This is a genomic window from Pedobacter agri PB92, from assembly GCF_000258495.1.
Classification (GTDB): domain Bacteria; phylum Bacteroidota; class Bacteroidia; order Sphingobacteriales; family Sphingobacteriaceae; genus Pedobacter; species Pedobacter agri.
This window is the reverse complement of sequence record NZ_AJLG01000095.1, coordinates 1-18949: the sequence shown is the minus strand read 5'-3', so window position 1 is coordinate 18949 and position 18949 is coordinate 1. Positions and strand designations below refer to the sequence as shown.

At 37.1% G+C, this 18949-nt stretch carries 17 protein-coding genes; 12 read left to right on the top strand and 5 right to left on the bottom strand.

What is annotated here, in order from left to right; translation table 11 throughout:
• The first annotated feature begins 319 nt into the window (after positions 1 to 319).
• From ON09_RS25700 to ON09_RS14300, 6 genes are all read left to right on the top strand, one after another.
• Positions 320 to 730 carry a hypothetical protein gene (locus ON09_RS25700; RefSeq protein ID WP_202947156.1) on the top strand — a complete coding sequence of 137 codons (411 nt, stop codon included), beginning with the start codon at positions 320 to 322 and terminating at the stop codon, positions 728 to 730.
• Positions 676 to 2148 carry a glycoside hydrolase family 2 protein gene (locus tag ON09_RS14320; protein WP_316927808.1) on the top strand — a complete coding sequence of 491 codons (1473 nt, stop codon included), beginning with the start codon at positions 676 to 678 and terminating at the stop codon, positions 2146 to 2148. The genes ON09_RS25700 and ON09_RS14320 overlap by 55 nt, the downstream gene beginning before the upstream one ends.
• A 178-nt stretch (positions 2149 to 2326) precedes the next feature.
• On the top strand, positions 2327 to 3805 hold the full coding sequence (locus ON09_RS14315; RefSeq protein ID WP_010601754.1) for a glycoside hydrolase family 30 protein: 1479 nt from the start codon (positions 2327 to 2329) through the stop codon (positions 3803 to 3805).
• Between the two features lie 20 nt (positions 3806 to 3825).
• Positions 3826 to 4650, top strand: a complete 825-nt coding sequence (locus tag ON09_RS14310) for an SDR family oxidoreductase (protein ID WP_010601753.1) — start codon at positions 3826 to 3828, stop codon at positions 4648 to 4650.
• Between the two features lie 26 nt (positions 4651 to 4676).
• Positions 4677 to 5846: a mannonate dehydratase gene (gene uxuA / locus ON09_RS14305; RefSeq protein WP_010601752.1), complete on the top strand. Its 1170-nt coding sequence runs from the start codon at positions 4677 to 4679 to the stop codon at positions 5844 to 5846.
• An 81-nt stretch (positions 5847 to 5927) separates the two neighbouring features.
• Complete coding sequence (locus ON09_RS14300; RefSeq protein ID WP_010601751.1) at positions 5928 to 6164, top strand: hypothetical protein; 237 nt, start codon at positions 5928 to 5930, stop codon at positions 6162 to 6164.
• On the opposite strand, the gene ON09_RS14295 is transcribed toward ON09_RS14300, so the two are convergent.
• A complete protein-coding gene (locus ON09_RS14295) occupies positions 6165 to 7325 on the bottom strand; it encodes a DUF4185 domain-containing protein (protein WP_010601750.1) in 1161 nt (386 codons plus the stop codon).
• Between the two features lie 171 nt (positions 7326 to 7496).
• On the opposite strand from ON09_RS14295, the gene ON09_RS14290 reads away from it, so the two are divergent.
• Positions 7497 to 8582 (top strand): metallophosphoesterase, encoded by a 1086-nt coding sequence (locus ON09_RS14290; protein ID WP_010601749.1) that lies wholly within the window; start codon positions 7497 to 7499, stop codon positions 8580 to 8582.
• Here the strand turns inward: ON09_RS14290 and ON09_RS14285 are convergent, their stop codons facing one another.
• Positions 8583 to 9725, bottom strand: a complete 1143-nt coding sequence (locus tag ON09_RS14285; protein ID WP_010601748.1) for a GAF domain-containing sensor histidine kinase — start codon at positions 9723 to 9725, stop codon at positions 8583 to 8585. It abuts the gene before it with no gap.
• 158 nt (positions 9726 to 9883) lie between these two features.
• Between ON09_RS14285 and ON09_RS14280 the strand changes: the two genes are divergently transcribed.
• Entirely contained in the window at positions 9884 to 11356 is a 1473-nt protein-coding gene (locus ON09_RS14280; RefSeq protein ID WP_010601747.1) for a glycoside hydrolase family 130 protein, read from the top strand.
• A gap of 71 nt (positions 11357 to 11427) precedes the next feature.
• Here ON09_RS14280 and ON09_RS14275 read toward each other — a convergent pair whose 3' ends face one another.
• On the bottom strand, positions 11428 to 13698 hold the full coding sequence (locus ON09_RS14275) for a glycosyltransferase family 4 protein (RefSeq protein WP_010601746.1): 2271 nt from the start codon (positions 13696 to 13698) through the stop codon (positions 11428 to 11430).
• Positions 13699 to 13835: 137 nt separating this feature from the next.
• Between ON09_RS14275 and ku the strand changes: the two genes are divergently transcribed.
• Positions 13836 to 14606 (top strand): non-homologous end joining protein Ku, encoded by a 771-nt coding sequence (gene ku / locus ON09_RS14270; RefSeq protein WP_010601745.1) that lies wholly within the window; start codon positions 13836 to 13838, stop codon positions 14604 to 14606.
• 84 nt (positions 14607 to 14690) lie between these two features.
• On the opposite strand, the gene ON09_RS14265 is transcribed toward ku, so the two are convergent.
• Positions 14691 to 15809 carry an alpha/beta hydrolase gene (locus ON09_RS14265; protein ID WP_010601744.1) on the bottom strand — a complete coding sequence of 373 codons (1119 nt, stop codon included), beginning with the start codon at positions 15807 to 15809 and terminating at the stop codon, positions 14691 to 14693.
• Positions 15810 to 15952: 143 nt separating this feature from the next.
• Here ON09_RS14265 and ON09_RS14260 point away from each other — a divergent pair, with 143 nt between their 5' ends.
• Positions 15953 to 16321 (top strand): SpoIIAA family protein, encoded by a 369-nt coding sequence (locus tag ON09_RS14260; protein WP_010601743.1) that lies wholly within the window; start codon positions 15953 to 15955, stop codon positions 16319 to 16321.
• A 17-nt stretch (positions 16322 to 16338) separates the two neighbouring features.
• Positions 16339 to 16491 (top strand): hypothetical protein, encoded by a 153-nt coding sequence (locus ON09_RS25205; RefSeq protein ID WP_157258963.1) that lies wholly within the window; start codon positions 16339 to 16341, stop codon positions 16489 to 16491.
• A gap of 224 nt (positions 16492 to 16715) precedes the next feature.
• Here ON09_RS25205 and ON09_RS14255 read toward each other — a convergent pair whose 3' ends face one another.
• On the bottom strand, positions 16716 to 17081 hold the full coding sequence (locus ON09_RS14255; RefSeq protein WP_010601742.1) for a response regulator transcription factor: 366 nt from the start codon (positions 17079 to 17081) through the stop codon (positions 16716 to 16718).
• 146 nt (positions 17082 to 17227) lie between these two features.
• On the opposite strand from ON09_RS14255, the gene ON09_RS14250 reads away from it, so the two are divergent.
• The coding region (locus ON09_RS14250) for a GAF domain-containing protein (protein WP_010601741.1) at positions 17228 to 18949 on the top strand (1722 nt) is incomplete at its 3' end.

Genomic DNA, 18949 nt, shown 5'->3' with positions numbered 1-18949 from the left:
ACACACTGGAAAATTTCTCAATTATTTCAAACGTTTGAAATGTCTACGCGACTGGATTTATTGCCCTCTCACTATAGAATCAAGGATTTTTAATCTGTAGTTTTTATAGATTCGCCAACTCAGGCATGGAGGGTAACCACAAATGCACCTGTCAGAACTTTAAATTATGAAACGGTTATGTATCAGTACTTCTGTGTATAAAACATTGATAATGAATTATATCTAAATTTTGCTCAAATTTAGTCGGGCGGTGGAAACACCGTCCGTTAATTAATTGTTAGTTTTGAAAAGATCAATTAATTAACAAGCCAGATTATTTATGCTAAAATCAACCTATCGAATTATTTTAATCTGTTTATCGCTCTTCACATCAATGGGTTACGCCCAGGTTAGCACCATTCAAAATATTCAGGGTAGAAATATTCAAAGCCTGAATGGCAAATGGAATTATATTATCGATCCTTATGAAAACGGTTATTATGATTATCGGCATCAACCTTTCGATCAAACTAAAACAGGAACGGGCGGCTTTTTCGATGACCGTGAGCAGAAAGATAAGTCGGAACTGATTGAATATAGTTTTAATGGTTCGCCACAGATGAATGTGCCGGGCGACTGGAATTCGCAGGCTGAAAAACTGGAGCTTTATGAAGGTACAGTTTGGTTGCGTAAAAAATTCGATGCCAAGCCCGAGAAAGGAAAAAATATTTTATCTATTTCGGTGCCGTAAATTATGAGGCTCATGTTTATCTAAATGGGAAAAAACTTGGCGTTCATAAGGGTGGTTTCACACCATTTCAATTTGATGTAACTAATAAACTTAAAATTGGCGAAAATTCAGTCGTGGTAAAGGTAGATAACACCAGGAAACCTGATGAAATTCCAACAACTAACACCGACTGGTGGAATTATGGTGGCATTACCCGAGATGTTTACCTGGCAGAATTTCCCGATCACTTCATTAGTGATTACAAATTACAATTGGTTAAAGGCAACAATAACTTGATTAATTTTTCTTTGAGATTAGCAGATGCAACTGCCGGTCAGGAAATAACCTTATCAATTCCCGAATTGAAGTTGGAGAAAAAGTACAAAACTGATGGTGAAGGGAAAATAGACGATGAATTTACGTGGAATAACTTAAGTCTTTGGTCACCAGAAAATCCAAAGCTTTACGAGGCAAATATCAAATCTGATAAAGAAAATATCAATGATAAAATTGGTTTTCGTACGATCGAAGCGAAAGGCGATAGTATCCTGCTAAATAATAAATCAGTTTTTCTCCGTGGGATATCACTTCATGATGAAAATCCATTAATCGCTGGTCGCTTACGCTCCAAAGGTGATATGAGGATGATGCTGCAGTGGGCTAAAGACATGAACTGTAATTACGTTCGATTGGCACATTATCCGCATAATGAAGACATGATTCGCCTGGCGGATGAAATGGGCTTAATGGTCTGGGCGGAAGTTCCCGTCTATTGGACCATTAACTGGACCAATCCAGCGACCTACGCCAATGCAAAGCAGCAGTTAACTGACCTCATTCTTCGGGATAAAAACCGTGCAAGTGTAGTCATCTGGTCAGTTGGCAATGAAACACCTTTAAGCGATGCCCGATTAAGTTTTATGAGCAATTTGGTAGAAACCGCCCGCAGTTTGGATGATGCCCGATTAATTGCTGCTGCGCTTGAGGTGCACCGCGAAGGCAATACCATGGTATTAAACGATCCACTTGGTGAAAAAATTGATTTGGTAAGTTTTAATGAATATGCCGGTTGGTATTTTGGAGGAGTACCAAGTGAGATAACAAAAATTGATTTCAATATTAAATACAATAAGCCAGTAGTTATAAGTGAGTTTGGTGGCGATGCTCTAGCAGGTTTTCATGCTGATGAAAATACACGTTGGAGCGAGGAATACCAGGAAGCACTGTATAAAAATCAAATTACCATGTTATCTAAAATTAAATCACTTAGAGGGATTACGCCATGGATTTTAACAGATTTCAGATCGCCTCGCCGGCAGCACCCGATCTATCAAAATTTTTGGAACCGTAAAGGTTTGATTTCAGAAACCGGCGAAAAGAAGAAAGCCTATTTCGTGCTGAAGAATTTCTACAATCAAATGCAGGAAAAATATAAATAAAGTTGAAATATAATAAAGTAGTAAATACTGAATGATAAACAGTTACCTGCGCTGTTTAAAAATGATACGTAATAATTATGTTTTTGTGACTTAAATGAATGATTTATTCGGAAATTCGAAGTTCAAAATAAAATGAGTTCGCCAGCCTTTTGGCGTATTACGTAAATAAATAATAATAATGAAACAAAATTTGAGCATGTTATTGATTTTGGCAACCGCATTCACGGCAACTGCGCAAAACAAAAAAAACGTAAGAACAGTTACAAAAACCGTTCAAACGTATGCTGTAGGCAATAAAAAAGTAACGGTTTACACGACTGCGGAAAAATCTGATTATCGATTGAGCAGAACTGAAACCTTAAATTTTGTAGAAAATAAGCAGCCTTTTGAAACAGAGCCAACCATCTTTGTTGATCCTATGATAAAATATCAAACATTAGTAGGTATAGGAGGTGCATTAACCGATGCTTCTGCAGAAACTTTTGCCAAGCTTTCGAAAAAAAATCAGCAGGAATTATTGTCTGCATATTATAATAAAGATAAGGGAATTGGCTACACGCTTGCCCGTACCAACATTGCAAGTTGCGATTTCTCAAGCGGAAGCTATACTTATGTTCAGGATAATGATAAAGATTTAAAAACCTTTAGTGTGGCACATGATGAGCAATTTAAAATCCCATTAATTAAACAGGCAACTGCTGCAGCTGGTGGTAAGCTTACTTTATATGTTAGTCCGTGGTCGCCACCAGCATGGATGAAAGATAATAACAGCTTAATTAAAGGCGGACATTTATTACCACAGTATCGTCAAAGCTGGGCAAATCACTATGTTAAATTCATTAAAACATATGAGGCCATGGGTATGCCAATCTGGGGCTTGTCAGTTCAGAATGAACCGATGGCAAAACAGATTTGGGAGTCATGTGTGTACACGGCAGAGGAGGAACGTGATTTTATCAAAAACTTCTTAGGCCCAACGCTTCACAAATCAGGTTTAGCATCTAAAAAATTAATCGCCTGGGATCATAACCGTGACCAGATTTTTCAAAGAGCAAGTACCATTTTAAATGATAAGGAAGCTGCGAAATACGTTTGGGGCATCGGTTTTCACTGGTATGAAACATGGACGGGTAGCGGAATGCAATTCGGGAATGTTCGCCAAACACATGAAGCCTATCCGGATAAGGCCTTAATTTTTACTGAAGGATGTAAAGAAAAATATGATGTTAAAAAGTTGGATGACTGGACGCTGGGTGAACGTTACGGATATTCAATGATAAATGATTTTAACGCCGGTACTGCAGCCTGGACAGATTGGAACATCCTATTAGATGAAAATGGTGGGCCAAATCATGTTGGAAACTTTTGTTTTGCACCAGTACACGCTGATGTTAAAAATGACAAGTTAATTTATACTAATGCTTACTATTACATGGGGCATTTCTCAAAATTTATCCGTCCGGGTGCTAAGAGAATTGGTACGGCCTCAAGTCGTGATTTATTACAGTCTACTGCATTTTTAAATACAGATGGAAAGTTAGTCGTTGTGGTGATGAACCAATCAGACGAGAAATTAAAGTACAGTTTATGGATTAAAGGTCAGGCCGCCACCACAACGAGCTTGCCACATTCCATAGCCACCTTAGTAGTTGAATAACCGCATATAAATCTAAACAAATGATAAAAAATATCGAGAGCCTGTTTTCTCTAAAAGATAAGGTTGTTGTTGTAACCGGTGCAACTGGTGTTTTAGGAGAAGCATTTATAGCCGGACTTACTGCCGCCCAGGCAACAATTGTAGTTATTGGTAGAAATGAAGATGCAGCAAAACTTAGGGTCGATACTGTAGCCCAAGCTGGTGGAAAGGCAATTTATATCATCGCTGATGTCCTCAACGAGCAAGATTTGATAGCCGCGAACGCGGAAATCATTAAAACATTTGGTCGGATTGATGCACTGGTTAATGGTGCTGGTGGTAATATTCCCGAAGCTGTGGTTCAACCAACAAGTGGTATTTTCGATCTTAACATCTCTGCTTTAAAACAAGCTTTCGATTTAAACCTTTTTGGAACATTGGTACCCACTCAGATTTTCGGTAAAGAAATCGCTAAAAACGGCGGAAGCATTGTAAACATATCATCCGTTTCGGCAACCCAGGCAGTAACCCGTGTTTTAGGCTATTCTCTGGCGAAATCATCCATTGATAGTTATACCAAATGGATGGCGGTAGAATTGGCCAACCGTCATGGTGATAAAGTAAGAATGAATGGAATAGTGCCCGGTTTCTTTATCACTAACCAGAACAGAGCATTGCTGACTAATGAGGATGGCTCTTTAACAGCAAGAGGAGAGGCTATTATCTCGAAAACACCATTTAAAAGATTTGGTGATCCGGAGGAATTAATTGGTGCCTTAATTTACCTATTAAGCGACGCCTCAAAATTTGTAAATGGCGAAAACATTACTGTTGATGGCGGTTTCTGTGCTTTCTCCGGAGTTTAAAAATCAAAAAATCTGAATAACCACATATGAACTACAAAAAATTAGAGCAAACCTGGCGTTGGTATGGTCCGATAGATCCGGTAAGCTTACAAGATGTTAAACAGGCTGGAGCAACAGGCATTGTAACTGCGCTTCATCATATTCCACATGGTGAAATTTGGCCTCTGGAAGATATACAAGAAAGAAAAGCCATTATTGAAGCCGCAGGATTGACCTGGTCTGTGGTAGAGAGTGTACCCGTTCATGAAGCTATTAAAACCCGCAGGAAAGATGTAGAACATTACCTCGAGAACTATAGAACCTCTTTGCGTAACCTTGCTCAATGTGGATTGAAAACCGTTTGCTATAACTTTATGCCGGTATTAGATTGGACACGTACCCAGTTGGATTTGGAAATGGTGGATGGTTCGAAAGCCTTATATTTTAATTGGATTGATTTAGCGATTTTTGATCTTCATATTCTTAAGCGAGAAAACGCAGAGGTAGATTATGCCGAATCTATTTTAAAAAGGGCAAATGAAAAATTTGCGACCCTTACTGAATCGGAATTAGCCGATTTACGCGTAAATGTGCTCATGGGTATCCCAAATGAAAAAGAAATTGAACTCGAAACGTTGAGGGCAAGTATAAATGAATACTCCGCTATCGGCACTCAGGGATTAAAAGAAAACTTAAAATATTTTCTTTCTTCAATTGCTGATGTATGCACCGAAGAAGGCATTAAAATGACCATCCACCCGGATGATCCTCCTTATCCGATTTTAGGCCTACCACGAATTGCAAGCACACTCGAAGATTTTGAATACATTATTAAAGAGGTAGATAAACCATTTAATGGCGTTTGTTTCTGTACCGGATCATTAGGGGCGGGAATGAAAAATGATGCTTTAGAAATATTTAACGCGGTGAAAGAGCGTGTTTATTTTGCACATTTACGCAATGTAACTAAAGATGAGGATGGAAGTTTTTATGAAGCTGATCATTTGGGCGGCGACGTAAATATGTATGAAATTATGAAAGCCTTGTCTGATGAAAATGCCAAACGCGACCAGGCAATTCCTTTCCGTCCTGATCATGGCCATCAAATGCTGGATGATTTGGCTAAGCAAACAAACCCTGGCTATTCGGCAATAGGCCGCTTACGCGGTTTGGCTGAATTACGTGGCTTAGAAGTTGGAGTAACCGGAAATTATTAATCATACCAAACAAAACCTGTTTATCGAACAGGTTTTGTTTTATAGTTTAAGTTATGGCTTGAAATTTGATCATTCCCTAACATGGATAACAAATCAACTCCCGGAAAACAAATTCTTAAACCTTCAGTCATTCATGATGATTTACCTGAAGTGAAGAAGCCTGAACATTTGCGGAAAACGATACCTGATCATGATGATTCATTACCTGAAAACCCAGAAAGAAATTACCATCATGATGAGCTATTTAAATCATCCACATCCAGCCATGATGAAATCAAACATGCTGACGATGATGTTTGGAATGGGGAAGATGCATAGCTATTTTAACTCAATATCAGCTTTCATCAAATAAACATTATAAAGTTCCCACTGAGACATTGTAAAGTATAATTGATCTTCATTGTTTCTCAGTGGATAAATATATGGACAGTACAAGCCTTTAAACTGGTTCACATCCGCAAGTATTTTTAAATCACTCCATTTTCCGTTAATTTCTTTTGCATCACGATAGGCCAGCGCATGAAATTTTCTTTTCGCTGAAGGGTCGTAAGCAGAATCATAGCTGTAAGCAATTATCCATTTCTTATATTTCTTATGGAAAATTAATGATGCTTCTCCAATCGGGCCAGGAATAACAACCGTTGCCTTGCTTTCATCTCCTTTTTCCCATTGATTAGTATTACCGTTCCAATATTCATAGCGGCTAAGATTTAGCATATCTTTTTCTTTAATCCTGGCAAGATAACCGGGTCCACCACGGCCAGATAAACTGCCGATCATAAAAACATAACCATCTTTTTTGGCATAACAAACTTGTGAAAATTTACTGTCACCTTTAAAAGTTACCTCATTTTTTCTCATCCAGGTTTTCCCATCATCAGTAGAAGCATACAAGGATGAGAAATTGGTTAACCATCGGCCGTTTCGGCCAGCCCAGTCGTAAATGTTCATGTAGTGCACATAATCGGTGTTATTTACCCTGATTGCTGCAGTAGGGATGGAGGTATTGTATTTTTGAGGATTCGTCTTTCCACCTGCACAAATTTCGCGGGCACTTCCATTTTGATCAAGCGCCATCGAATCAATAGTAATTCCATCTTCTAAATGATCGTCGCTGGAAAAGGCCAGAACATTCGATCGCCAATTGGCACCATTGCCACCTCCTTTGCCACCTTTCTCCGCAACAAATTCCCTTCCATGTGTATCACCGAAAAAGATGCCAACTTTCGATCCTTTCATTTGCCAGAAAATACCCAAATCAGTTCCACCAACATCATAAGCATCTGCGGTATTGTTCGGGCTGGGCAAATTTTCTGTCTCGAGCGGCGTTCCTGTCAATCGAGCAACTTTGGTTACATTGGATAGCTGTAAGCCTTTTGGTTGAGCTACTTGTGCCAGACTAATAAAACTGAGCCCTAAATATAGTCCTGTAAATAAGATAAAAGGTTTTAGTAACTGAAGGGGTTGATTGTTTTTCATTTTAATGATACTTGGTTAGTTTTCTAAAGTAGAAATATTTGATCGAACAGAAACTTGTATAAAGTAAATGTTACTTACCTATGCGGTAGAGATAGTGGAGGGCTTAGCCAATAATTTAAATGAAACGTTTGCTGATATTTTTTGTTATTTTAATCACATCATTGAGATTTAATGCGGAAACTGCTTCAAAAATTATTAGGTAAGTGGGTAATCAGGCTATCTAACAAATTTGGCTCAAGACCTAATCAAAAACGCATTCATAATGCTCTGACAACCCTATACCATACAATTTCGAAGTCGCCGGGCAAACGAGGTATTATTCTCGAAGTTAAGCAAGCTGATAGATTTATCATTTTTTCCGATCAACATAAGGGAGCAAGAGATTACGCTGATGATTTTTCTCTTGCGGAACCAAATTATTTAGCGGCGTTGAATCATTATCGAAAAAATAATTTTCATTACATCAATTTAGGTGATAGTGAAGAACTCTGGGAAAATTTGATGGAAACCATCATCAAGCATAACCAGGCAACTTTTGATGCAGAAAGAGCTTTTATAGAAGCCGGCGCCTTCACAAAAATCTTCGGTAACCATGATTTGTATTGGGATAATGACCCTTTAGCCGGTTTCAACCTGAACAGGATATACGGCCAGAAAATTCAGGTTTATGAAGGTGTGATCTTAAAAACAACAGTCGATACTAAAACTTTAAATATTTTTCTTACTCACGGTCATCAGGGAGATTTACAAAGTGATGGTAACTGGTTTAGCAAGTGGTTTGTGAGTACCATCTGGGCACCTCTGCAATCATTTTTGCGCATTAATCCAAATACCCCTGCTTACGATAGCCAATTAAAAACGGAGCACAATAGTATGATGTACAGCTGGCAAGCCGAGCAGATGAACACGTCGCTAATTACTGGGCATACGCATCAGCCGGTTTTTGCTTCTTTAACTCATTTGGAACGAATTTATCTTAAGCTAAAGAACGCAACGGCGGCGCATAATGAAAAAGAAATCGAGATGCTCAACCTGGAGCTTAGCAAGCGAATTAAGAAAGGTGATGAAGCGCCGGAATTTAAGCAATACAAACAAGGATATTTCAACAGCGGCTGCTGCTGCTTTAATGATGGCGATATCACCGGAATTGAAATTGAAAACGATTTGATCAGACTTATCAAATGGTCGTTTTTAAAAACAGGAAGCCCGGAAAGAATTTTACTGGAAGAAATGAAGCTCGCTGAACTGCTAGATTAACTATTTAATAGGTAGCTGGATATAAACTGTTGTGCCCTTATTTTTACCTCCACTTTCTGCCCAAAGTTTACCTTTATGCATATCAACAAACATTTTAACGAGTGTTAGCCCTAAACCATTAGAATTTTCATTCTGGGTAGGCTGGGCGCTTAATCTGGCAAATTTTATAAATAACAATTCCAGATCTCCGGGTGTTAAGCCAACACCTTGATCTTTTACAGCAATAGTGATCAAATTTCCATGCGTCTGATGCGAAAACGAAATCTCCGTTTCAGGTCCGGAAAATTTAACAGCATTATGTATCACATGGTAAAATAATTCAGTGAGCTTTTCAATATCACCAAAAATTTCAAGCCCGCTCTCTATTTCGAAGTTGATAGTTTGATTTTTCTTCTTTGCAAAAGATTCAAGATTTTGAGAAGCCAGCTTCACAATATAGCTTAAATCTACTTTTTCCTTTTTAGGCTTGAATGATCCGCCTACCTTTTTTGCAGAGCTTAAAATTTCATTTAGGTTGTCCACCATTCGTTTTGCTTGCTGATTAATTTTTGAAGCGATTAGTCCAGCTTTCTCATCGATATTAGGCATTCTGCTTACCAGCTCAGATTGCAGCGAAATTGTAGTCATTGGGTTTTTTAAATCATGAATCAGTACATGAAGACGGTCATCCTGCGCAGTTAAAGTTTTTCTAATAGCAATGCGGGTTTCAAGCTTATCGATAACCAGTTCTGCCAATTGCATGAGCATTTTTTTCTGTTTTTCTGTTGGCTTTTTAACATCAGAACCAAACACATAAATTGCCCCAATGTTAAAACCGTCTGGAGATTTTATAGGTGCCGCTACTAAAGGAATGATAGTTTGGTCGGTAGGCTCGTGCTCAATAACCAAAACCTCACCTTGTAAGATAACTTGCGCTATTAAACGGTCATTTCTTTGTGTTTTAATCGAATCGCCAACTCTCGACTTTACAAAGATATCCTCATCTGTAACAAAGCAAATTCCGGCATTTTTAGCGTCAAAGATATCTGCTGCTAAGGTGCTGATCCCGTCAAATGATTGTTCAGCAGGAGAATCTAAAATTTCATAATAAATAAGTTTTCTTAATCTTAAATCTTCGTTTGCCGGAATTATATTTTTGAACATGATATTGTTTTCGATTGATGAAGATTCGCACTTGAGCGATTCTTGTTAAAGGTAAAGAATCTCAGCAAAACGATAAAAAATAGAAACAATTAAGTCGTAATTTAGTTAATATACTGTTGCTTAAAACAATCGAATAAACTATCAAAAATGCTTAAATAATGAGATTATACATAGAACGAAAACCCGTTAAAGTTCATCCCGATACGAAACGGGTTATTGCCCGTTTTTTTTTCAACGGAGAAGAAAGAGCACTTGAAGTGATCAGGAAAGTTTTGGAATTTTCTGATGATAAAGTTTTTAGTTTGATATCGCCTATTCTTCAGGAATATTCCAAACGACACAGGAACATCACCAAAATTTTAAATCGCCATTGCAAGAAACTTAAAAAACAGTTTGCCATACTGGGGACTGATATGGAGGATCTGGATCAATACACAAGGTTACTGATTGGCGCCTACTTTACTCATGAATATTCGATAGAATCAGCTGCTTTTTTTAACCCTAGTATTGTTGATGATCCAGACCAAACTGATTTGGTGGAAGGTGAAAAGCGTGTGATCATCAGTTTTAGAGCTGTAGGAGAAGGTCACATCTCATCTATCGTTTTTCGCAGAGCGTTAATTGATAAAAATAATAACATTCAGGTGTTGCCGGTTGGTGATTATGTAGATGAGGCAGAGGTGGTGAAAAACGCCATATATGTCAAAAAGCTCTTTTTAAAGAAAGCTGCCTACGCACAGATTGATCCTGCTGTTTTAGAAGAAATCGAAGCCCAGCTGGATGAAAAATTTGAGTATACCAGCTTAAGTAATATCATCAAAGATTCGAAAACTTTATATAAAGATAACCCGTCCAAACTGGTTGAGTTTGATAAAGTGCTTTGGTTATCTGATACTTATCATACCATTAGTTTTTCTAAAGATACAGACATTTCTGATCGTGTTATTTTCCCGATTTCGGAATTTGAACGCAAAGGGATTGAAGATGCCCGCTTTGTAAAATTTGTTAGAGATGATGGCAAAGCCGTTTATTATGCAACGTACACAGCTTTCGATGGATCTTTAATTATTCCTAAACTGGTACAAACTGAAGATTTTTATGAGTTCAAAGTGATTCCACTTTATGGCGACGGTGCACAGAATAAAAACCTGGCGTTATTTCCACGAAAGATAAATGGAAAGTATGTGATGATGAGTAGGATAGATGGGTGGAATAATTACATTATGTTTTCGGATAAAGTGAACGTTTGGGAAAATCCAATCCTTTTAAAGCAACCTCGATACGATTGGGAATTGGTACAAATTGGTAATTGCGGTTCTCCAATTGAAACGGATAAGGGCTGGCTCGTTATTACTCATGGAGTAGGACCGATGAGAAGATATTGTATTGGTGTTGTTCTTTTAGATTTAGATGATCCAAGTAAAGAAATAGGTCATTTAACCGAACCGCTCATTATTCCAAATAATGATGAACGTGAAGGTTATGTGCCAAACGTGGTATATTCTTGCGGCTCAATTATTAGCAACGGCGAATTAATTATTCCTTACGGATTGTCAGATTACAGTTCATCATTTGCCACAGTAAATCTTGAACTTTTATTAAACAGATTATTAGAAAATAACGAGAAATAGCTTTCGCTCTAAAATAAAAAAGGGCTGATTCATTTTCATGAATCAGCCCTTTTTTATTTTAGAGACGGGTTTTAAGCTAGTTTATCTACTTCAACCAATGGTGAAGCAAGTGTTACATATTCAGCCTCGGCAGCCTTTAGCACTGCAAGGTGAGAGATAAAATACGCCAATGTGCTTTCTGCTCCCTGATTTCTATTTACACTGTTGAACTGCAAACCATCGGCACAACCATTGGTTTCAAAATCATATAACGGAATGTGTAAGCTGTTTTTTCCTAAAAACCATTCATAACTGGTATGCATCATGTTCAGGTATTTGATGTCTTTTGTTATTTCAAAGGTTTTTGCATACAATAAAACCATTGCCATCGTTTCAATAGCCTGTTGATCATAAATTGGGTTTTTACCGTGTTTTTTCATCCAGCCTGCATTTCCAACCGGATTTAAATATCCGTTTTCAAATGAGAAACTATTCAAAAATTCAATGCTTTCCATTGCAATTTGATAAGACTCCTGGTTTCCGGTAGCCTCATAATGGTGTAGTAAAGCTAAAGGCAAAATGGCGTTATCATAAGTTAAAATGTCTTCGAACCAGTGCCAATCACCGTCTTTGTTAGCATGATAAGAGGAAACAAGCGATTTTGCGAGCTGGTTAATTTCAGTAATTAACAGTTCATCTCCTTGGTGTACACTTAAAAAGTTAGCAATTCCGATGATGGTATTAGCCTTTCCGCGTAAGTATTTCAGATCTTTAAAGTGGGTAACAGAGTGAGAAAATAACTCTCTTCCAAACTCACGGTATGAGTTATTTGGTGCGACAGCAATTAGATATCCAAGTGACCAAATGGTGCGTCCAAACGAATCTTCAGAACCTACTTCATCGAGGTAATTTCTGTTAAAACTTAAAAAGTTTCTAAAATTTCCATCCTCACGTTGCATGTACTGAATAAAACTTAGATAAACAGGAATTAACTTCAGCGCTTTTTGATTTTTATCTTGTTCAAAAGCCATTAATGCCATAATCAGTGCCCGGGCATTATCATCAATGCAATAACCCTCCTTTAAATTTGGAATTCCAAAGCGGGCATGTTGAATAATCCCGGTATCATCAGTTAGTAAATTGATGTGATTTAAATTTAATGCAGGCATACCTTCCACATCAATAATTGGAGGTACTGTTCTTTGGGGTTTATTTCCTGCTGCCAATGCATCTTTCAAAACGTTGATATATACGTTTCCAATAGCTGGCCAGCGCAAATTTAATCCATATTGATAGGCATTTTGTTTAAGTTGCTGATGCTTATGCTCGTCACTCAATAATTCATTCACAATTTGAGCCAGTTGCTTATCATCTTTGAAATCGAATAATTTACCTCGGTTATCAGCTAGCAATTCTTGAGCATGCCAGTATGGAGTGGAAACTACAGCTGCACCTGCGCCAATGGCGTAAGATAATGTGCCACTGGTAATTTGTGCCTCATTTAAGTAAGGCGTTACATAGATATAACAAGCCGTTAAATATTGATGTAACTCTTCTTCAGAAACAAATTTATTTACAAAAGCAATGTTATTTTCAACACCTAGGTCCTTGGCTAAAGCTTTCAAACTATCACGATATTCTTCGCCATTATGTTTAACCACACCAGGATGTGTATTTCCTAAAATGACATATAAAACTTCAGGGTGTTCTACAGCAATGCTTGGAAGTGCCTTGATCATTGTTTCCAAACCTTTGTTTCTGCTAATTAAACCGAACGTAAATAGTACTTTCCTGTTTTTGAAAAGATCACTTTGTGCTACTTCATTATTTAAGATAGGTTCTAGGTCAGGAACGCCATGTTCGATCAATTTAATAGATGATTTCGGGATTTGATAAATGCTTGTTAAAAATAAAACAGCTTTTTTGCTCATTACCACAATTTTCGAAGATTTCAAAGCAATCTCTTTTATAATGGTTTGCTGCATAAAACTAGGCTCTTTCAACACTGTATGCAAAATGGTAATAAAGGGTTTCTTTAAACGATTAATTAACGATAAAAGAAAAACACCGCTATTTCCACCGAAAATTCCGAATTCATGCTCAATGATCACGGTATCAATATCGCTTTCATTTATAAAGTTGGCCGCATCAATATAATCCTGTTGATTTTGTTGTCGGATCACAAACTTAACTTCCTTTGGATATGCATGCTCATCAAGATTTTCCGATTCATTCATCGCAACAACAAAACTTTGTTGTGGATTGTAAGATGGATTTAAGCTTAAAGCGTTAACTAAATTTTGGTTGAATGTTGCTAACCCGCATTCGCGTGGAGGATAAGTGGAAATATATGCGATCTTCATAGGTACTCAAATAGATTAATGTATTTAATTAACATTATGTATCACAAATGGTTTTGAATTGCACCATTTTTGGGTTATTATGACAAAACAATATGAAATCTGTGCTTGTTACCCTATAAAATTTAAACATAATAGCTATGAGATCAATTTGGAAAGGCGCAATCGGGTTCGGTTTGGTCAACATTCCTGTTAAGTTATTCTCTGGAGTACAAACCACACATCTTGATTTTGATATGCTCGATGAACGTGATCACGAAAAAATTCGCTACCAGCGTGTAAATGAAAAAACCCACAAAGAAGTTCCTTTTGAAAAAATTGTGAAGGGATATTTTTTAAAGGATAAATACATTATTCTGGATAAACATGATTTTGAAGAAGCATCACCAGAGAAAACCAAAATCATTGAATTGGAGAACTTTGTAGATATCAAAGAAATTAATCCGATTTATTATGAAACCTCTTACTATACAGAGCCCGAAAAGCAAGGTAAAAAGGCTTATGCTTTACTTCTTAAAGCACTTGAAAAATCAGGTAAAGCTGGCGTAGCACGTTTTGTATTGAGAAATACTGAAAATCTCTGTGTCATTCATCCAATGGATGGTGTAATCGTGATTACGAAGATAAGGTTTGAACAGGAAATCAGGAGTTTGTCAGAAATTACAAAAGTTACCGACATCACCATCACTAAAAAGGAAATGGATGTAGGGCTGGCTTTAATCAAACAATATAGTTCGAAATTTGATTTGAGTGCCTTTAAAGATGATTATAGTGATGAACTTTTAAAAATGATCAAAGCTAAGGCAAAAGGTAAAAGGGCTACGGTTAAGAAAATGAAACCACAGAAGGCAACCAGTGATGATTTATATGATCAATTGATGCAGAGTCTGGGTTCGAAAAAAGGTGCTTAGGAAAAAATTATCATAGCAAAGTATAAAGTAAAAATAATAAGGCCAGGAATTGAAGATCAACTCTTGGCCTTATTATTTATTTAATTATTTAAATGCTGCTTTTAATTGTTCAGCTGCATAAGCTTGTGCTGCTTTGGCTTCAGGAACAAGGATAGCCATCCCAAAGAATTCATGAGTTACGCCTTCATAATTTCTGCTGTTAACTTTTACGCCAGCATCGGAAAGTTTGTTTGCTAACATCGTACCGTCATCATGTAATGGATCTATTTCCGCTGTAATAATAGTAGTTGGAGGTAGGCCTTTCAAGTTCGCATTAACTAATGAGATTTTAGGATTTTGAGCTTCGATCATCGTGGTTAAATACTTTTCAGTAAACCATCCCATCATCGCCTTGTTTAATGGCTTTGCGTTTGCATAAAGTTTATATGATTCTGTATTCATATTTGCCTGTGCAATTGGATAGACTAATACTTCATGTACAGGAATCATTATCTTTTTTTCGCGGGCAGCTATAGAAACATTGGCAGCTAAGTTTCCGCCAGCACTTTCGCCCACTACTGCTATTTTAGCCGGATTGCCTTTAATACTTGCAGCATTTTTCACTACCCATTCATAAGCAGCAAATGCATCATTGTGTGCGGTTGGGAATTTATTTTCCGGAGCCAATCTATAAGCAACTGAAACTACCACTGCATTTACCTGCTCAGCTAATCCCTGTGCAGATGCATTATAAACATCAAGATCAGCAATAACAAAACCTCCGCCATGATAATAAACAATCACCGGAAAAGGCCCATTTCCTTCTTTTGGTGTATAGATTCTTACATGAACCTTTCCACCTGCTACATCAATATCTTTACCAGTTGTATCTACTTTTGGGGCGGGAATGGTGATATTGTTTTCCTTTACTAAATCCATCACAGCATCTGTAGGAGTGTGGTTTTTACGAGCTGCAGCCGGATCTAATGTTTCAATCGGCTTGTCGCCATAACTTGCAAGTTTCTCGATTACGGTCTGCATCTCAGGTTTAATGGTTTTTCCCCAGTCTGGCGCTGGTCCGGCTGGTTTTAAAGCTACTACTTTAGAAGTATCGGCCATTGTAGAATCAGTTGTTGTTGATGCCTTGTCGCCACTGGTACAAGCCGAAACGGAAATCGCTACTGCACAGACAGCAGAAGAGATTTTTAATAATCTGGTTTTCATAGGGTTAATTTTATTTTCTTAAGTTTTGTTTCTTATAACAGTATCAGCCATATAAGAGTTTTTCTGCACTTACAACTTTTTAGAATTTTTGCGCTTCCAAACATCTACAGCATTTTGCTTGTTCTATTAAAAAATAACTACATATGTTGACAGAAATAACAGGATTACCAGACAATATTTTTGGTGTAAGAGCAACAGGTGAGGTAACGAGCGAAGATTTGAAAAATGTTTTGCTTCCAGGCTTAAAGCGTACAGCAGATCGGTTTGATGAGATCAGATATTTGCTTGTTTTGGAAACCGATGTTAAAAATTTTACGGCCGGTGCTTGGGTTCAGGATGCAAAAGCAGGTTTACAGAATTTCACCAAATGGAAAAAAATTGCAGTTGTAAGTCATGAGAAAGGCGTGGAGTGGTTTAGCGATGTATTTACGATTGCCACACCAGGTTCATCAAAAGGTTTTAAACCTGAAGAAATTGAAGAAGCGAAAGCCTGGTTAATAGCTGAAGATTAAATAATAAACAAAATACTATGAAAAACTCAAAAACATCGGCTGAAGATAGCAAGGCTACAGCGTCGAAAAGTGAAAAAGCAAAAGGTGCTGATGAAAAAGTAACTTCAGCAAAAGATGCAAAAAAAGTGAATGTTACCAAGGACGCAGATTCTAAAAGTAAGAAGAAATAGTCTGGCTATTTTGACATTTGCTAACTTGAACTGATTATTGGCGTTGCGTCATAAATAATATATCCATTATAGAAATACTATTCTTTTCAATGGACTACCGGGAGATTGTTGGATGATACTTAGAACCTGTCCAGCAATCTCATCAGTCAAGGCGACTATTGATCGGATTAATAAATTGAAAAATGGACAAAGATGATATTCGGAGATAGCGGAGGATAATTTTGCTATTTAATTAAAGCATAAATTTTATCCATTAATTCATCAATATTAAAAGGTTTAGCCATAAAGTCGTCTGCAGAGATGCCATCCAGAGTGTAGTTATTTGAATTGTAGCGGGCTGAAATCATTAACACCGGAATGTGGCTTGTCGAATCAGTTTCTTTTAATTCTTTTAAAAGTACTCTGCCATCAATGTCAGGTAGCATAATATCCATGATAATTACATCAGGATTGAATTCCTTAACATGATCAATAAAATCTGCACCTTTGTTTAAACCGGCTACATTGAAAGCCTCGCTTTCTAAAATAAGAGTAATAACATCTAAAATTGCGTGGTTATCTTCGACAACCAAAATGTTTTTCTTTGCCAAGGTTTGGATAATTGTTTAAATTTTGAACAAATATAAAATAAAAAATATATCCGGAAATTGAATATAGCAAATTAGAGTCATTCTAAAAGACATGTAATCTTTGTTAATTCGAAAAATCTGATATTTTTGTAAGACCTATTTTTATTATGAATAAATTTTCAGTCGATTTAACTAATTGTGACAAAGAACCCATCCATATTCCAGGTAAAGTTCAGTCCCACGGTTTTTTAATCGCTATCGATAAAAACGATCTTACCATCAAGTATTTAAGTGAAAATACTGCAGATTTTCTGAGTATTGTTCCAAGAGAATTGTTAGATCAGCCAGTTTCAATACTTTCCGAATATATCAAACAAGAGCCAGTTTTCAATGTTGAGGATCTTTTAGCACTTGGAATCATTAGGAAAAGTTTTGATGCAATTAGTCCACATCCTGTAGATATTAACGGAGAGCCCTTTTACTTAATTATAAGTCCATCATCAAACGACTGGTTGCTGGAGTTTGAACCAGTTACGCTTCAGTATGATATCCAAAGTTTAATCGGACGTTCAGCTTCAGTGATGTTGCAGGGCAAATCGGTTTCGGCTTTGCTTAAAGGTGCGGCTGTAGAAGTTAAAAAATTGATAGGCTACGATCGCATTATGATTTATAAGTTCTTGGACGATGGGCATGGAGAAGTTGTAGCAGAAGAGAAAAACGATAATCTGGAGCCATTTTTTGGATTACATTATCCGGCATCTGATATCCCAAAGCAAGCCCGGGAACTTTATAAACTTAACTTAACAAGGTTAATTGCGAATGTTAATACTGAAGATTCTCCGATTTTAACCTATCAGGAAAATACACCTCTTGATTTAACCAATGGTGGGTTGAGGGCAGTTTCACCGATCCATATTCAATACCTAAAAAATATGGGTGTTGATTCTAGTTTTAGCATCTCTTTAATTTGCAATGGAGAATTATGGGGTTTAATTGCCTGCCATAACTATAGTCCTAAATTTATTGATTATAAAGCCAGGGAAGGATCTAAATTAATTGGCGAAATCTTATCGTCTGCATTAGAGTATAGGCAGGCCGAGGAAGATTCGGAGATGGTGGAGCATTTTAAAGATACTGCTTCAGTACTTTTAGAACATCTAAACAGAGATAAATATCTGGTTGATGCTTTGACAAAACATAGCAAAACCCTTCTTGATGTTACTAACGGGACAGGTGTTGCAATTATTTTTGAAAATGATTTGAAAACTCTTGGTCGTGTACCTGACGAACGTTCAATTTGGGAACTTGCAGACTGGCTTAAAGAAAATAATGATGAGTCTATTTATTATACCCATCGGTTATCAGAAATCTTCAATCCAGCCAAAAAATATAAAGACATCGCATCGGGCATGTTGGCATGTTCCATTAGTAAAGATCCTGATGAAGTTATTATCTGGTTCAAGCCAGAACAGATTTCTACCGTAAACTGGGCAGGAAATCCTGATAAACCAGTAAGCTCATCAGAAAATGGAGTAGCAAGTTTATCGCCAAGAAAATCTTTCGAAACCTGGTCGCAGGTAGTTAATAATACCTCTGATAAGTGGCTGCCCGAAGAAATTACCTCTGTTTTACGGATTCGTGAAATCATAGTTACCTATATTAACAAGAAGGCTAATGAAATCCGATTACTAAACGAAAAGCTACAAGCTGCTTACGAAGAATTAGATACCTTTAGTTATACCATATCGCATGATTTAAGAACGCCATTAACATCTATTAAAACATATGCAGAGTTAATGCTCAAAAACAAGAGCATTGACGAAAGTGGCCGAAAAATGTTAGACCGGATTTTACATGGTGCAGGCAAGATGAATTTCCAGTGTGTACGT

Coding starts and splice junctions, on each gene's coding strand:
- ON09_RS25700 (WP_202947156.1), top strand. CDS start 320: ATGCTAAAATCAACCTATCGAATTATTTTAATCTGTTTATCGCTCTTC.
- ON09_RS14315 (WP_010601754.1), top strand. CDS start 2,327: ATGAAACAAAATTTGAGCATGTTATTGATTTTGGCAACCGCATTCACG.
- ON09_RS14310 (WP_010601753.1), top strand. CDS start 3,826: ATGATAAAAAATATCGAGAGCCTGTTTTCTCTAAAAGATAAGGTTGTT.
- uxuA (WP_010601752.1), top strand. CDS start 4,677: ATGAACTACAAAAAATTAGAGCAAACCTGGCGTTGGTATGGTCCGATA.
- ON09_RS14300 (WP_010601751.1), top strand. CDS start 5,928: ATGGATAACAAATCAACTCCCGGAAAACAAATTCTTAAACCTTCAGTC.
- ON09_RS14295 (WP_010601750.1), bottom strand. CDS start 7,325: ATGAAAAACAATCAACCCCTTCAGTTACTAAAACCTTTTATCTTATTT.
- ON09_RS14290 (WP_010601749.1), top strand. CDS start 7,497: ATGCGGAAACTGCTTCAAAAATTATTAGGTAAGTGGGTAATCAGGCTA.
- ON09_RS14285 (WP_010601748.1), bottom strand. CDS start 9,725: ATGTTCAAAAATATAATTCCGGCAAACGAAGATTTAAGATTAAGAAAA.
- ON09_RS14280 (WP_010601747.1), top strand. CDS start 9,884: ATGAGATTATACATAGAACGAAAACCCGTTAAAGTTCATCCCGATACG.
- ON09_RS14275 (WP_010601746.1), bottom strand. CDS start 13,698: ATGAAGATCGCATATATTTCCACTTATCCTCCACGCGAATGCGGGTTA.
- ku (WP_010601745.1), top strand. CDS start 13,836: ATGAGATCAATTTGGAAAGGCGCAATCGGGTTCGGTTTGGTCAACATT.
- ON09_RS14265 (WP_010601744.1), bottom strand. CDS start 15,809: ATGAAAACCAGATTATTAAAAATCTCTTCTGCTGTCTGTGCAGTAGCG.
- ON09_RS14260 (WP_010601743.1), top strand. CDS start 15,953: ATGTTGACAGAAATAACAGGATTACCAGACAATATTTTTGGTGTAAGA.
- ON09_RS25205 (WP_157258963.1), top strand. CDS start 16,339: ATGAAAAACTCAAAAACATCGGCTGAAGATAGCAAGGCTACAGCGTCG.